This is a genomic window from Pedobacter sp. G11, from assembly GCF_003860265.1.
GTDB lineage: Bacteria > Bacteroidota > Bacteroidia > Sphingobacteriales > Sphingobacteriaceae > Pedobacter > Pedobacter agri.
On sequence record NZ_CP034190.1, the window covers coordinates 1,754,247 to 1,768,433 of the forward strand.

12 protein-coding genes and 2 rRNA genes are annotated in these 14,187 nt (G+C 39.1%); 6 read left to right on the forward strand and 8 right to left on the reverse strand.

The features are described 5' to 3' along the window. Window positions 1-47 precede the first annotated feature (47 nt). From EA772_RS07670 to EA772_RS07685, 4 genes are all read left to right on the forward strand, one after another. A 23S ribosomal RNA gene (locus EA772_RS07670) occupies window positions 48-2,924 on the forward strand. A gap of 129 nt (window positions 2,925-3,053) precedes the next feature. Beyond that, window positions 3,054-3,165: ribosomal RNA gene (gene rrf, locus EA772_RS07675) — 5S ribosomal RNA — on the forward strand. Between the two features lie 527 nt (window positions 3,166-3,692). Beyond that, the gene (locus EA772_RS07680) at window positions 3,693-4,328 is read left to right on the forward strand and encodes a methyltransferase domain-containing protein (protein WP_124912276.1); all 636 of its coding nucleotides are present in this window, start codon (window positions 3,693-3,695) and stop codon (window positions 4,326-4,328) included. A gap of 1,181 nt (window positions 4,329-5,509) precedes the next feature. Continuing rightward, window positions 5,510-6,664, forward strand: a complete 1,155-nt coding sequence (locus tag EA772_RS07685; protein WP_246834068.1) for a leucine-rich repeat-containing protein kinase family protein — start codon at window positions 5,510-5,512, stop codon at window positions 6,662-6,664. On the opposite strand, the gene rlmN is transcribed toward EA772_RS07685, so the two are convergent. From rlmN to EA772_RS07700, 3 genes are all read right to left on the reverse strand, one after another. Beyond that, a complete protein-coding gene (gene rlmN / locus EA772_RS07690; protein ID WP_124912280.1) occupies window positions 6,661-7,716 on the reverse strand; it encodes a 23S rRNA (adenine(2503)-C(2))-methyltransferase RlmN in 1,056 nt (351 codons plus the stop codon). The two genes, EA772_RS07685 and rlmN, sit on opposite strands and share 4 nt — an antisense overlap. A gap of 88 nt (window positions 7,717-7,804) precedes the next feature. Beyond that, window positions 7,805-8,779: a 23S rRNA pseudouridine(2604) synthase RluF gene (gene rluF, locus EA772_RS07695; protein WP_124912282.1), complete on the reverse strand. Its 975-nt coding sequence runs from the start codon at window positions 8,777-8,779 to the stop codon at window positions 7,805-7,807. Window positions 8,780-8,958: 179 nt separating this feature from the next. Then, complete coding sequence (locus tag EA772_RS07700) at window positions 8,959-9,456, reverse strand: DinB family protein (protein WP_168187499.1); 498 nt, start codon at window positions 9,454-9,456, stop codon at window positions 8,959-8,961. A gap of 201 nt (window positions 9,457-9,657) precedes the next feature. Here EA772_RS07700 and EA772_RS07705 point away from each other — a divergent pair, with 201 nt between their 5' ends. Continuing rightward, window positions 9,658-10,401, forward strand: coding sequence for an RDD family protein (locus EA772_RS07705; RefSeq protein ID WP_116170512.1), 744 nt, complete (start codon window positions 9,658-9,660; stop codon window positions 10,399-10,401). Here EA772_RS07705 and EA772_RS07710 read toward each other — a convergent pair. The 5 genes from EA772_RS07710 to EA772_RS07730 all read right to left on the reverse strand — a co-directional run bounded on the left by EA772_RS07710 (window position 10,391) and on the right by EA772_RS07730 (window position 13,504). Further along, a complete protein-coding gene (locus tag EA772_RS07710; RefSeq protein WP_124912286.1) occupies window positions 10,391-10,726 on the reverse strand; it encodes a DUF2752 domain-containing protein in 336 nt (111 codons plus the stop codon). The two genes, EA772_RS07705 and EA772_RS07710, sit on opposite strands and share 11 nt — an antisense overlap. Window positions 10,727-10,735: 9 nt before the next feature. After that, window positions 10,736-11,254, reverse strand: coding sequence for a DUF5684 domain-containing protein (locus EA772_RS07715; protein WP_010602440.1), 519 nt, complete (start codon window positions 11,252-11,254; stop codon window positions 10,736-10,738). An 85-nt stretch (window positions 11,255-11,339) separates the two neighbouring features. Continuing rightward, on the reverse strand, window positions 11,340-11,999 hold the full coding sequence (locus EA772_RS07720) for an SGNH/GDSL hydrolase family protein (RefSeq protein WP_246834069.1): 660 nt from the start codon (window positions 11,997-11,999) through the stop codon (window positions 11,340-11,342). Between the two features lie 114 nt (window positions 12,000-12,113). Beyond that, window positions 12,114-12,836: a lipoyl(octanoyl) transferase LipB gene (lipB, locus tag EA772_RS07725; protein ID WP_010602442.1), complete on the reverse strand. Its 723-nt coding sequence runs from the start codon at window positions 12,834-12,836 to the stop codon at window positions 12,114-12,116. A gap of 26 nt (window positions 12,837-12,862) precedes the next feature. After that, window positions 12,863-13,504 (reverse strand): 4'-phosphopantetheinyl transferase superfamily protein, encoded by a 642-nt coding sequence (locus EA772_RS07730; RefSeq protein ID WP_124912290.1) that lies wholly within the window; start codon window positions 13,502-13,504, stop codon window positions 12,863-12,865. Window positions 13,505-13,578: 74 nt separating this feature from the next. Here EA772_RS07730 and dcd point away from each other — a divergent pair, with 74 nt between their 5' ends. Next, window positions 13,579-14,115, forward strand: a complete 537-nt coding sequence (gene dcd / locus EA772_RS07735; protein WP_124912292.1) for a dCTP deaminase — start codon at window positions 13,579-13,581, stop codon at window positions 14,113-14,115. The last annotated feature ends 72 nt before the right edge of the window (window positions 14,116-14,187 follow it).

The following is a 14,187-nucleotide window of genomic DNA, read 5'->3' on the forward strand; positions in this document are numbered from 1 at the left end:
CAAGAGCAAAAAAAGCATACCATATGGCGCAAAAGGCATATGAGTAGAAGAAAGTAATAAAGAGTACACGGGGGATGCCTTGGCTCTCAGAGGCGATGAAGGACGTGATAAGCTGCGATAAGCTTCGGGTATTTGCAAATAGGAATTGATCCGAAGATTTCCGAATGGGGCAACCCGGCTGGTTGAAGACCAGTCACATATAATGAGCAAACCTGCCGAACTGAAACATCTAAGTAAGCAGAGGAAGAGAAAATAACAATGATTTCCTGAGTAGTGGCGAGCGAAAGGGAAAGAGCCCAAACCATCCATGTTACGGCATAGGTGGGGTTGTAGGACTGCAACGTGGCATTAGCAAACAGAAGTGGAACGGGATGGGAAGCCCGGCGATACAAGGTGATAGCCCTGTACACGTATAGAATGCTAGTCTAGCAGTATCCTGAGTACCGCGAGGTCGGAGACGCCTTGTGGGAATCTGCCGGCACCATCCGGTAAGGCTAAATACTCCTGAGAGACCGATAGTGAACCAGTACCGTGAGGGAAAGGTGAAAAGAACCCCGAACAGGGGAGTGAAATAGAACCTGAAACCGTGTACTTACAAGCGGTCGGAGCTGGCAGGTCCAGTGACGGCGTGCCTTTTGCATAATGAGCCTACGAGTTACTCCTCTCTGGCAAGGTTAAGTGTTTAAGGCACGGATCCGAAGCGAAAGCGAGTCTGAATAGGGCGTATAGTCAGAGGGGGTAGACGCGAAACCTTGTGATCTACCCATGGACAGGTTGAAGGTGCGGTAACACGTACTGGAGGACCGAACCGATAAACGTTGAAAAGTTTCCGGATGATCTGTGGGTAGGGGTGAAAGGCTAATCAAACTGGGAAATAGCTCGTACTCCCCGAAATGTTTTTAGGAACAGCGTGGATATTAAGTTTCATAGAGGTAGAGCTACTGATTGGGTGCGGGGGAGTCAAATCCTACCAAATCCAGACAAACTCCGAATGCTATGAAATATGATCTGCAGTGAGGCGCAGGGTGCTAAGGTCATGCGCCGAGAGGGAAAGAACCCAGACCATCAGCTAAGGTCCCCAAGTTACAGTTAAGTTGAACTAACGAGGTCCGATTGCACAGACAGCTAGGATGTTGGCTTGGAAGCAGCCATTCATTTAAAGAGTGCGTAACAGCTCACTAGTCGAGCGATCGGGCATGGATAATAAACGGGCATTAAATTGTACACCGAAGCTATGGGATTGAAATATATCGGTAGGGGAGCATTCTATCGGCAGTGAAGGTATCTGGTAATGGGTGCTGGAGCTTATAGAAAAGCAAATGTAGGCATAAGTAACGATAAGGCGGGAGAGAAACCCGCCCACCGAAAGGATAAGGTTTCCTGATCAACGCTAATCGGATCAGGGTTAGTCGGGACCTAAGGAGAACCCGAAGGGGAAATTCGATGGACAACTGGTTAATATTCCAGTACTTTTTATAACTGCGATGTGGGGACGGAGTAGTGACACTGCCGCGATCTGACGGAATAGATCGTTAAAGGCTGTAGGTATTAGAACGGTAGGCAAATCCGCCGATCTAGCTGAACGCTGATAGTACCGCGAGGCTTCGGCTGAGTGGATAGTGCAGGTAATCAGACTTCCAAGAAAAACCGCTAAGCTTCAGGTTATAAAAACCCGTACCGCAAACCGACACAGGTATCCGGGAAGAGGATTCTAAGGTGCTCGAGTGAATCATGGCTAAGGAACTCGGCAAAATGGCCCTGTAACTTCGGGAGAAGGGGCGCTGGCAGCAATGTCAGCCGCAGTGAAAAGGCCCAGGCGACTGTTTAACAAAAACACATGGCTTTGCAAAATCGAAAGATGAAGTATAAGGCCTGACACCTGCCCGGTGCTGGAAGGTTAAGAGGGGATGTCATCCGCAAGGAGAAGCATTGAATCGAAGCCCCAGTAAACGGCGGCCGTAACTATAACGGTCCTAAGGTAGCGAAATTCCTTGTCGGGTAAGTTCCGACCTGCACGAATGGTGTAACGATCTGGGCGCTGTCTCAGCCATGAGCTCGGTGAAATTGTGGTCCCGGTGAAGACGCCGGGTACCCGCAACGGGACGGAAAGACCCCATGCACCTTCACTACAATTTAACATTGACATTGGGCACAGGATGTGTAGGATAGGTGGGAGGCTTTGAAGCGGCGTCGCTAGGCGTCGTGGAGCCAACGTTGAAATACCACCCTTTCTGTGTTCGGTGTCTAATCCCGCCAAGCGGGAGACATTGTTTGATGGGTAGTTTGACTGGGGTGGTCGCCTCCAAAAAGGTAACGGAGGCTTTCAAAGGTAAGCTCAGTACGCTTGGTAACCGTACGCGGAGTGCAATAGCATAAGCTTGCTTGACTGTGAGACATACAGGTCGATCAGGGTCGAAAGACGGATATAGTGATCCGGTGGTTCTGCATGGAAGGGCCATCGCTCAAAGGATAAAAGGTACGCTGGGGATAACAGGCTGATCTCCCCCAAGAGCTCATATCGACGGGGAGGTTTGGCACCTCGATGTCGGCTCGTCACATCCTGGGGCTGGAGAAGGTCCCAAGGGTTCGGCTGTTCGCCGATTAAAGTGGCACGCGAGCTGGGTTCAGAACGTCGCGAGACAGTTCGGTCCCTATCTGTTGTGGGCGTAGGAATTTTGAGTGGGGCTGACCTTAGTACGAGAGGACCGGGTTGGACTAGCCTCTAGTGAATCTGTTGTTCCGCCAGGGGCATTGCAGAGTAGCTACGCTGGGAATAGATAAGCGCTGAAAGCATCTAAGTGCGAAACTAGCCACGAGATGAGAATTCCATATAGGACCGTAGAAGACTACTACGTTGATAGGCTACAGATGTAAAGCTGGCGACAGCACAGTCGAGTAGTACTAATCATCCGAAGCTTTCAAAGCAAACAGACTGTTGTTTGTTCTTCAAAACTTAACTTCTTTCAATAATATGTCATGTTGAAGTTTAGAGTAAAAAGTATAAAGTCAAAAGGCTTACAACTTAGAACTTATAACTTACAACTTTAAAATATTTAGGTGCCTATATCGGTGGTGTCCACCTCTTCCCATTCCGAACAGAGAAGTTAAGCCCACCAGAGCCGATGGTACTGCGGTAACACGTGGGAGAGTAGGTCGGTGCCAAATCTTAAAGAAGCCCTGTAACTCAAAGTTGCAGGGCTTTCTTGTTTATAAAGGTTTATCACTTTCCATTTCAAATAATGCTATACGGTAAGACAGGAACATTGACTAGCATCCTCACTTTGTTGACGATCATAGACTTAAGATAGGAAACCTTTTACTGGATAAGGATTTATTCAAAACTTAATTTTTTAATATGTCGGGTGATATGTCACCCAGTTCAATTGAACCTATCGGGAATACTTGTTTATTTTTTCAAATTGGAGTATTTAATCGATATGCCTGAATCACTGTAAAGCTTGTTAAAGTATTACTTAATGAAGTTTAATAGCCCGTAAGGGCTATTTTTCTCTCTATGTTTTTAAATTACGTTTGTGTACTAGTTTATTTTAAGTAAATAAATAGCTAGATTAAACTGCCTACCCGAGCTATACTGTTTTGTATTTAGTTAGTTTTACCAATTCTTTAGCTGTAGTTCTTTTTTTCAGAATCATTTTTCTCTAACTAATTCTTAAATCAGTATCTGTAAAATTATGCGTATTATGATCTTTGTTGATAGAATTAAGGATAGGCTTCTAAATATCATAAAAAATAAGTTTTTTGGTAAAATGTATTTAGGAAAGCGATTATCCAAAACCGTTTGGGAACAGCAGTTTACATCAGGCTATTGGGATTATCTTTATTCTGATGATGAAAAAGGACACTATCTAACTATTTGTGAATTATATAAGCGGTTTAAGCCAGGTGGAAAAATCCTTGATGTAGGGTGCGGTCAAGGCGTTCTTTATTATTATATATCTGAAAATGTTAAATCCGATGTTGATTATTTCGGATTGGATATTTCTTTAGAGGCAGTAAAAATAGCTCAGCAAAGATTTGGAAGTGAAAGATTTATGCAACTGGATTTTGACAGGGCGAAAGTTAAAAATAAATATGACGTGATTATTTTTAATGAAACTCTTTACTATTTTGAACAACCTATTCAAATCATAGAGCAATCAATTTTTTTGAATTTAAATTCAAACGGATATTTTATTGTATCTATGTTCGATTTGCATGCAAACACCAAGATTTGGGAAGAGCTTTACAATAATTATAAATTTTTGGAAACGAGAACTGTAATGAACAGTAAAGGACAAAAATGGAGGGTATGTATTTTTATGCCTTGACTATCAAGATAAATATGATCTTAAGCAATATCTAACAAAGCATAGAAGTCGCCGTAATTAACTCAATGTGGCAGATACTGTTGAAAGATGGACATCTCATATCGTAAGCAAACTTGGGATTTAATTTGATATAAGTATTTCAATAATGATTACAATTTGGCAGATTAATTTCGTAACTGAAAATTTGATATTCATATTGAATAGGTATTTTGGTTTAAGAGATATGCATTGTTAGCTTTTTATAAGGCATTTGTATTATTTTTTAGTACAAAGGGGCTATATAACAATTCGCTATAATCCCCTAATTTTGCTTGCAGAGTTAAATCACGGGACGATTTAGAACACTCATTTTTTATAGTGAGGCACGTACTCTGGATAGATACGAGTTATAACGAATTAAAGCCACTCAAAATAGTTGGGTGGTTTTTTTTTGCTTCCGGTTTAACAATCTGTATACTTTTTTGTTATATCATCTAGTAACCTTGTTGAGCTGATCAATAAGTTGTATTTGGTGTGCTTAATGATAGTGTACCATTGATATCATGCAGAAAAAACACTTTTTTCATTGCATGTTTTTTACTAAAAAATAGTTGAATGGATTGGAACTTACAACAATATTATACAGATTTAATTGAGTTTAGGGCTAAATACTCCTACAAGTGTGACTTAGTGGAGTACGCAATTTCAGATTCAAATCGAAGTAAAGCTTTTATCCTTAAAAAACTATCACAAAAAATGGATGTTGAGTTCGAGAAGTTAGTTCGAAAGCATTATTTCCAGTCTTTGAGGAGGAGATTAAGTTCTATTGTGTCAATTCCTTTCTTAAGTGTAGTAGAATCTGGTGTTTTTGATTTTTTAGTTTAATATGACGATCGTCCTGAATTTATAAAGTCTATAGTTAAAAAAAAATTTTTACAGTTTACCGCTATCGTGGGTAGTAATAATATAATTTAAAAACCGTAGGAGCCTAATAATATGCTAAGTCTTTGATTGCAATACTTATATTTGCAGAATAAAATATTTATATAAACTTGCAGACCGTATCTCAGCTGAAAAAGGGCGAATTAAAAGGAGCTGTTTCTGTAAAAATTTCGGAAAATTTAACTGAATTCCCAGTTGAACTTTTTGAGTTGGCAGATACGCTCGAATATCTTGATCTATCTTCGAATAAGTTATCAAATTTGCCTGATGATTTTTATCGCTTTAAAAGCCTCAGGATATTTTTCGCTTCGGATAACTTATTTACGACTTATCCTGAAGTTTTGGGACGATGCGATGCTTTGGATATTGTTGGATTTAAATCTAATAATATTAAGGTCATTCCAGCATCGGCACTCAATCTAAATTTAAGGTGGCTTATTTTGACCGGCAATAAAATTGAGGCTTTGCCGCCATCGATTGGTAATTGTAAAAGAATGCAAAAACTGATGCTTGCCGGGAATCAGTTAGCCTCTCTGCCTGAAACATTAGCGAACTGCAGTAATTTATCCCTACTTAGGATAGCTGCAAATCGAATCACAGAATTACCAGAATGGCTCTTAGGTTTACCAAACTTAGCCTGGCTTGCATTTTCAGGAAATCACATTAAGCAGGATTTTACTTTTGCAGATGCTCAAGAATTAAATTTTGAACAATTTAACTTGAAAGAATTACTTGGTGAAGGAGCCTCCGGTACGATTTATAAAGCTGAAAGATCGAATGGTGAGGCGATTACAAATGTTGCCATAAAGATATTTAAGGGCAACGTTACGAGTGATGGTTATCCTGATGATGAGATGAACGCTTACATCGCCGCAGGTAGTCATCCAGTGCTTGTTGGTTTGCTAGGTAAGGTGAATTTTTCAAAGGAAAAGAAAAGGGGTTTAGTAATGAATTTGATCCCTGAAGATTTTTTTAATTTGGGAGCACCGCCAAGTTTAGAAAGTTGTACCAGAGACATTTTTAATACTGGGATTGGATTGTCAAAGTTGCAAGTATTAAAAGTTGCGAACTCAATGGCATCGGTAGCTCAACAGCTTCATGCCAGAGGAATAATTCATGGTGATTTATATGCGCACAATATCCTAATTAATGAAAATGGAGATACGCTATTTGGAGATTTTGGAGCTGCCTCATTTTACAATAAAAACAATGCTGTCGTTTCATTTTATTTAGAGAAAATAGAAGTTAAAGCATATGGCTATCTTCTTGACGATTTGCTATCCATTTGCGTGGAGGAAGAAAACCCATCTCTTGTTGAGTTGGCAAGGCTGCGTGACTTGTGTTTATTGCCACAACATGCTGAACGCCCAGGCTTCGACGAAATTGTAGAAAAGTTGACGGCGTTATCCGACTAAATACCTGCTTCTTCTTTAACTGCTAACTGACCACAGGCGGCATCGATATCTTTACCACGGCTACGGCGAATATTGGTGTTGATGCCCTGACTTTTTAGATAGTTTGAAAATGCATCTATTTTGTCTCCCTCTGCATTGGTAAAATCGGCAAATGAAATAGGGTTGTACTCAATGAGATTTACTTTGCAAGGAATGTGTTTGCAAAATTTAGCTAAATCCATCGCATCTGATATTTCGTCATTAAAATGATTGAATACAATATATTCGTATGTTACCGGATTTTTTGTTTTGGCGAAATAGTATTTTAATGCATCAGCCAATGCCTTTAATGAATTTGCTTCATTAATGGGCATAATTTCATTACGCTTTTTATCATCAGCAGCATGAAGGGATAAAGCAAGGTTAAATTTAGCACCATCGTCACCAAGTTTTTTAATCATTTTAGCGATACCGGCAGTAGAAACTGTAATACGCTTGTAACTCATGTTTAAGCCATCAGGAGCCGTTATCCTTTCAATTGATTTAAGTACATTAGCATAGTTTAAAAGCGGTTCGCCCATGCCCATGTACACAATATTAGTTAAGGGATTATTGTAGTTTTGCTTGGCCTGCTTATCAATCAATACAACCTGGTCATAAATCTCATCAGCATTTAAATTACGCTTACGATCCATGTAACCGGTTGCACAGAATTTACAAGTTAAACTACAACCTACCTGCGAACTCACGCATGCGGTCATCCTATCTTCCAGCGGGATCAAAACTCCTTCTACGATGTTTCCATCGGCTAAGCGAAAGGTGTTTTTAATGGTATGATCGTTACTAAACTGAGAGTTATTAACTTGAACAGCATTTATTGAGAAACTATCATCTAATGTTTTGCGCAATTCTTTAGAAAGATTGCTCATGTCATCAAACTTAGTTGCCGATTTTTCCCACAGCCACTGGTAAATTTGCTTTGCCCTAAACGCAGGCTGTTGCATTGCGATTAAGTGTTGTTGCAACTGAGGCAAATCCAGTGAGCGGATATCGATTTTTTTTGCTGTTACCATTTGCTGCAAAGGTACTTAAAATGCCATTAAGCTGAAAGCATAAAAAGGAAAGCAAATTGCTAAGAGTCAGAATTTTACAATTGTCAGGCTATCTGCCTCTTTGCCTGGTATTTGATTTTCCTGAAGATTTACCCTTTACTGGCTTCGAATTTCTCGAAGATGAAGCACCTCTCGCAGGAGCTTTACCTGAAGAGTGTGAAGCTGATTTTTTCCCGGCTCCGGATTTTGTTGCGGGCTTACCAGGCTTGAACGTTTTTTTCGGTTGTTCTTGTCTAAGCTCTGGAATCTCTTCCCAGGGGTTGGTTTTCTTTTTGGTGTTTTTGGATTTTGAGGCTACTTCAGATGATGATTTTTCGACGCTTTTCATAATGCTACTCATTTCATCTTCATCCAATTCACGAAACTCTCCTGTTGGAATACCTTTTAAATTGATATTCATAATTCTGGTTCGTTCTAACTTTGTCACTTCGTAGCCAAAGTGCTCACACATTCTGCGAATCTGCCTGTTTAAACCCTGAATCAAAATGATATTAAAAACAAAAGTACTTACCTGGCGTACTTTACATTTACGGGTATTGACACCTAGTATGGGTACGCCGTTGCTCATCTCGAAGATAAAATCTTCAGTAATCGGTTTATTTACTGTAACCAGGTATTCTTTTTCGTGTTTATTTCCTGCTCTTAATATTTTGTTAACGATATCGCCATTGTTGGTCAAAAAAATCAGGCCGGAAGAATCCTTATCTAATCTTCCAATTGGAAAGATACGCTCACTGTGGTTTACATAATCCACAATATTATCTTTAACGTTTGACTCTGTGGTACTGGTAATTCCTACAGGTTTATTGAAAGCGAGTAAGATAAAATTTGATTCTTCTTTAGGCTCGATGTTATGGCCATTCACCATCACCTTATCTCCGGCAAAAACCTGATCGCCAATCTTGGCCCTCTTGCCATTAATGAAAACATTTCCTTTCTCAATAAACCGATCAGCCTCACGGCGAGAACATAATCCACTTTCGCTGATAAATTTATTTAAACGGGTTGCAGTATTATTGTTCATGCTACAATTTTACGGAAATAAATTTGTTTAATTCAGCTGGATTTGCTTTTCAATAACCATTCAGGTTTGAGCATAGATGCTAGTTCCTGAATTTTGCTCCAGGCATTCCACGCCGCAACCAGTATGTATCTTGCCTCTGATGCATATGCCATGCGATTCTAAAATAATTAAGCTAGGCGCTAAAAACTTTGATCATCAGCACTTGGGCCATAGCTACCAGGAATAGGAATATCCAACAATCTTAAATAAACACCAAGTTGAGCCCTGTGATGTGTGGTTTGGCTAAAGGAAATCCGAATCATTTCATATTTTGTTAAATCACCCAAAATCTGGTCGCCGTTTCTCAAAATCCATTGATTGTTTAATATTTCCGGATTTACCTTCTCCAATTCAGATTTTCCACTGGCATAGCTTTCTTCTAAAAGCATTAGTAAATCATCGTTATTTAGTATTTTTTTCTCCTCGTATGGCGCTGTCGCGAAATCAAGGCCGTCTGCAGTAATGGCCAAACTAACCCACGACGGAAGCTCCGCAATGTGGCTTGCTAAGGATTTCATTTTCATGCTTTTTTCATGTGGTGCCCAATCGAAATGATCCGTTGGTACCAACGCCAAAAATTTTTTCGTTGTGTTGAATTCTGATTCAAATTCTTTTAGTAATGCTTTAACGATATCCATATTTCTTTGATTTATGTTTCCAATTGTATTTAGTTCCAGGTATGATAGGTCAGCGACACCCACAGTTTACGAGTTTGTTTTGCTAAAAGAACCTGGTTTGGTAAAACTCCTGTAGTATCGCTATAAAAAAAATGTTATTTATCATCTAAATTTAAGAAGACTGATAGATTAATTATCCTTAAAAATAAATATGTTTGAAAAATGGATAGCATCAGGATTAATACCGCTCAGAACATAGATATAGAATATGAAATTGCCGGGCTGGGAGAACGAATAGCAGCCAGATGTGTTGATATTGCGGGGTTCGCTATCTTATTTATTGTGTTCTGGATTTTAACGATTATCGCTTCCTTAAGCTTTTCGGGAACAGCAGCTATGGTTATACTGATTTTCTATCTTGTTATTTTTGCCTTTTATGACTTGGTTTGCGAATTAACGATGAACGGACAAACATTTGGTAAAAAGATCATGAAGATTAAAGTGGTAAGTCTGGACGGCACCCAACCAACTTTTGGGCAATATCTGATCAGGTGGTTGTTTAGGATGATTGATTTCGGTTTTCCTTTTGGATGGGGGGTAGTGGCACTGGTTTCAGTGGCGTTCACGAAAAATCATCAACGTTTAGGTGACTTATTGGCCAAAACAACATTAATTAAAACAACACCGCGTACACAACTTAACCAAGTTGCGTTTAATTTCAGTTTACCAGAGAACTATGAACCGCAGTTTAAGGAGGTAATGCATTTAAATGATCGAGATGTAGAACTCATTCATGAAGTGCTTACGGGATATTATCAAACCGGAAATGCAGATTTAATCTACGCGATGGCTGCAAAAATTAAGGCACACCTATTCGTTTCAATTCCTCCCGGAATGAATGAGTTGCAGTTTTTAGAAACCGTTTTGAAGGATTACAACTACGTTACCTCCGGCATTAATGTTTAACCAGCGCTAATATCTTCACCAGATAAGAAATCAATACAAAATTGCCGACAGCAATAATGAGCATCATCATGATGAAGGAATTATTTTTAATTGGGAAGCGATAAGTTATTCCTGCGGTTACAAATAGAATAAGCAATGGAATTGTTGGCGGATAATGATGCCAGCTTTTAGAAAAATCGCCCTGTAGCAATGCTATTACAGATCTTTGAAAACCACAACCAGGACAATCGATTCCGGTTAGAGCTTTAAATGGGCAAGGTATTAAATGATTTTGCAGCCAATCAATCACGTTGATTAGGCTGCAAAATATAAATGTGATACTCATCCGTAATAATTAAACTACTGGCGGAGGATTATCATTTGGTTTATTTTGATCTCCAAACGGCGTGTTTTGATTGCCAAAAGGATTATTTGGATTGTTAAATGGGTTGTTAGGATTGTTAAATGGATTGTTGCCAAAACCTCCATTCTGAGCTTCAGCGGCAGATGGGCCGATATATCTCGCATCTCCAAATCCTAAAATAGGCCAGAAAATGTAAGGGAAAATTACCAAACCAACCGTAAAACCTTCTGATTTGCCAAAACTTTTACTTACCAAGTTATAAAGCCAAATCATGAAGACAATGTTTACGCATGGAATGATCAGCCACAAAATCCAAATCATTGGCTTACCAACAATCTCTAGCAAAATGATCAGATTGTAAATAGGAATTATTGCTGCCCAGCCTGGTTTACCAGCTTTTTCGAAAACCTTCCACATTCCAATCACCAAAACAACGATGATTGCTAAATAAAAAATTACTGCTCCGGCTCCAATCCCCGCGGCTACCCCGCTTGTTTCGTACTCATTCATTTTTTCTGTTTTTAAGTGTTAATAGATAAATAGTTAGCCTAAAGTAAAATTTTTAATTTAAAAACAGAATAAATAGTGCTGAAACTTATTTTAATGCTGCCACAACTTTTGGTTTTAAAGCTGAAGCCCATTCTCCATACATCTTCGCACTAGGATGCAGGCCATCATTTGCGATTAATGATAAGTCTTGCGTGGCATTTCTGGATTCAGGAGTAATTTTGGTATAGCTTACACCAGCTGCGATTGTAATTTCCTGGTTAGCGGTGTTAAAATCATCAATTTCTTTTGCAATACTTTGCTGACTTTTTCCTGAGTTTTTTCCAAACGGTGTTACGCCCCAATCGGGGATTGAGATTACGAAAACTTTGCTTTTATCACCATTGGCAAACGAAATAGCTGTTTGTAATAACTCTGCAAACTCCTTTTTATAGGTAATGATGGAGTTTCCACGATATTGATTATTTACACCAATAAGCAGGGTAACAAAATCAAACTTTTGGTTGAGCTTAGTTTGAACGATTGCACTTTGTAATTCGCTGGTTGTCCAGCCTGTAGTGGCAATGATTCTGGGTGTATTTACATTAATCCCTTCAGTTTTAAGCAGGCTTTGTAATTGGTAAGGGAAAGATTCAACTTGTTTAACAGATTCTCCGATAGTGTAAGAGTCGCCAAGTGCTAAATAGCTTATCTCTTTTCCTGATACAGGTGTTATCGTTGGTTTAGAAGTTGAATCAGTTGCTGGCATGTTGGGCGTTTTTGTACATGCCAAAGTTAAAAAATATAATAAAGCAGCACTCCATAAAACTTTCATACTTCAATTTACGCAAATGACAAAATAAAAGTTTTAGGTGCATTGAGCTCACTCAAACAACTCCATTTTGAAAAGTTCGGCAATGTGCGCTTTGAGTTTTTCCTTCACTTCTTCCATATTGAGTTTGTAGCCCAGTTCCTGTTCAAGAGAAGTTACTGCTTTATCATCAATGCCACAGGGCACAATATTTTTGAAATAATCTAAATCAACATTCACATTAAAGGCGAAGCCATGCATGGTTACCCAACGGCTGCAGCGAACACCCATTGCACAAATTTTACGGGCTTTTTCATTATCTGGATCTAGCCAAACACCAGTGTAACCCGGGTAACGGCCAGCGTCGATACCATAATCCTTCAATGTTAAAATCACGGCCTCTTCGAGGGTTCTCAGATACAGATGGATATCGGTAAAAAAATTATCCAAATCAAGGATTGGATAGCCAACAATCTGGCCGGGACCATGATAGGTGATGTCGCCGCCTCTGTTAATTTTATAGTAGGTAGCTTGTTTATCTTTAAGGCCTTGCTCATCGAGTAATAAATTTTCAGGATGGCCGCTTTTGCCTAAAGTATAAACATGCGGATGTTCATTAAAAATAAGGTAATTAGGTGTTGCAAGCTGCGTACCGTCTAATCTGTTTTGCGTTTTTAAGGCTACGGTTTTATTAAGCAACTCTTCTTGTGCATCCCAGGCATTTTGGTAATCTGTTAAACCCCAATCGATAAATTTTGTAGGAATTAATTCTTCTCCTGATTGTTTCTCAACCATCTCTGTTTATCTCCTCTAATCAAGTATTAGCTGGTTACGTAGCCAAGCATATAACCATCATTTGTTTTGAAATAATTTACTGTTAGTTCCCTCGTTCCTGAAGGAAGCTCTACAATAGCATTTAAATTTCCCTCGCTTTTTAGCTTGAAAGGTTTGATATGAATATCCCTTTTAAATTCTAAACCTTTTTTTCCGTGCCACTTATATATTGCCTCCTTTGCGCACCAGGCTACATACAATCCGTCGATATTGTCGCCAATTTGTTTCTGAGCGAGCTCGATATCGCTTAAAAACTTATGTTTTATGCTTTTAATTTTGTGCTTAATCAATTCAATATCAACGCCTACAGCATGTTTCTTGCTAATCATCACCGCCGCATAGTCGTAAGAATGACTCAGCGATATTTGATAATCGAAATTTGTTAAATAAGGTTTTCCGTCTTCATCAAACTGGCAGTCGATGTATTCTTTGGTGTTAAGCATGGTACGTAAAAGCAACCTTGTACTTAACCAATGCAACAACCTTTTGCCATTATTCATGGCGGAGATAATATCGAGTTCGTGTTGTTTAAGCTGTAAACCAGCTAACATTTCAGCTTCAGTTTCTTCAATTTTCCAGATTGCAAGAACCGAGTCCTCATCAACATTTTTATTATAAATTATTGGCATTTATAAAATTGAGATTAGCATGTGAAACTATCTTAATAAATTGATAATTTAGGCCAAAAATACGCATAAAAAAAATGATATTATCGGATAAAAGGATATTAGATGAGATTGACAAAGGAACAATCATTATTGAGCCCTTTAAAAGAGAGAGCTTAGGTACCAATTCATACGATGTACATTTAGGCAAATACCTCGCAACTTATAAGAACAGAGTTCTTGATGCGAAACAGCACAACGAAATTGAGCATTTTGAGATACCAAAGGATGGATATGTATTGCATCCGGGCACTTTATACCTTGGTGTAACTTTGGAGTACACAGAAACCCACGGACATGTACCTTTTTTAGAGGGTAAAAGTAGCACTGGTCGTTTAGGGATTGATATTCACGCTACTGCAGGTAAAGGCGATGTTGGTTTTTGCAATACCTGGACACTGGAAATATCAGTGGCGCAGCCTGTAAAAATTTATGCCGGAATGCCAATAGGTCAACTTATTTATTTTGTGGTGGAAGGAAATATTGAAACCATGTACAATACCAAGGGCAATGCAAAGTATAATAATAAAACCACCAGACCAGTTGAAAGCATGATGTGGAAGAACAAATTCTGACGTTAATATTCACGTTACCTTCATAAAAATATGCCTCGGGTTTTGTACCTTGAGGCATATTTTATTTTACCC

Bases quoted from the DNA above. Each gene is read 5' to 3' on its own strand.
- EA772_RS07680 (WP_124912276.1), top strand. From the start codon at position 3,693: ATGCGTATTATGATCTTTGTTGATAGAATTAAGGATAGGCTTCTAAAT.
- rlmN (WP_124912280.1), bottom strand. From the start codon at position 7,716: ATGGTAACAGCAAAAAAAATCGATATCCGCTCACTGGATTTGCCTCAG.
- rluF (WP_124912282.1), bottom strand. From the start codon at position 8,779: ATGAACAATAATACTGCAACCCGTTTAAATAAATTTATCAGCGAAAGT.
- EA772_RS07700 (WP_168187499.1), bottom strand. From the start codon at position 9,456: ATGGATATCGTTAAAGCATTACTAAAAGAATTTGAATCAGAATTCAAC.
- EA772_RS07705 (WP_116170512.1), top strand. From the start codon at position 9,658: ATGGATAGCATCAGGATTAATACCGCTCAGAACATAGATATAGAATAT.
- EA772_RS07710 (WP_124912286.1), bottom strand. From the start codon at position 10,726: ATGAGTATCACATTTATATTTTGCAGCCTAATCAACGTGATTGATTGG.
- EA772_RS07715 (WP_010602440.1), bottom strand. From the start codon at position 11,254: ATGAATGAGTACGAAACAAGCGGGGTAGCCGCGGGGATTGGAGCCGGA.
- EA772_RS07720 (WP_246834069.1), bottom strand. From the start codon at position 11,999: ATGCCAGCAACTGATTCAACTTCTAAACCAACGATAACACCTGTATCA.
- lipB (WP_010602442.1), bottom strand. From the start codon at position 12,836: ATGGTTGAGAAACAATCAGGAGAAGAATTAATTCCTACAAAATTTATC.
- EA772_RS07730 (WP_124912290.1), bottom strand. From the start codon at position 13,504: ATGCCAATAATTTATAATAAAAATGTTGATGAGGACTCGGTTCTTGCA.
- dcd (WP_124912292.1), top strand. From the start codon at position 13,579: ATGATATTATCGGATAAAAGGATATTAGATGAGATTGACAAAGGAACA.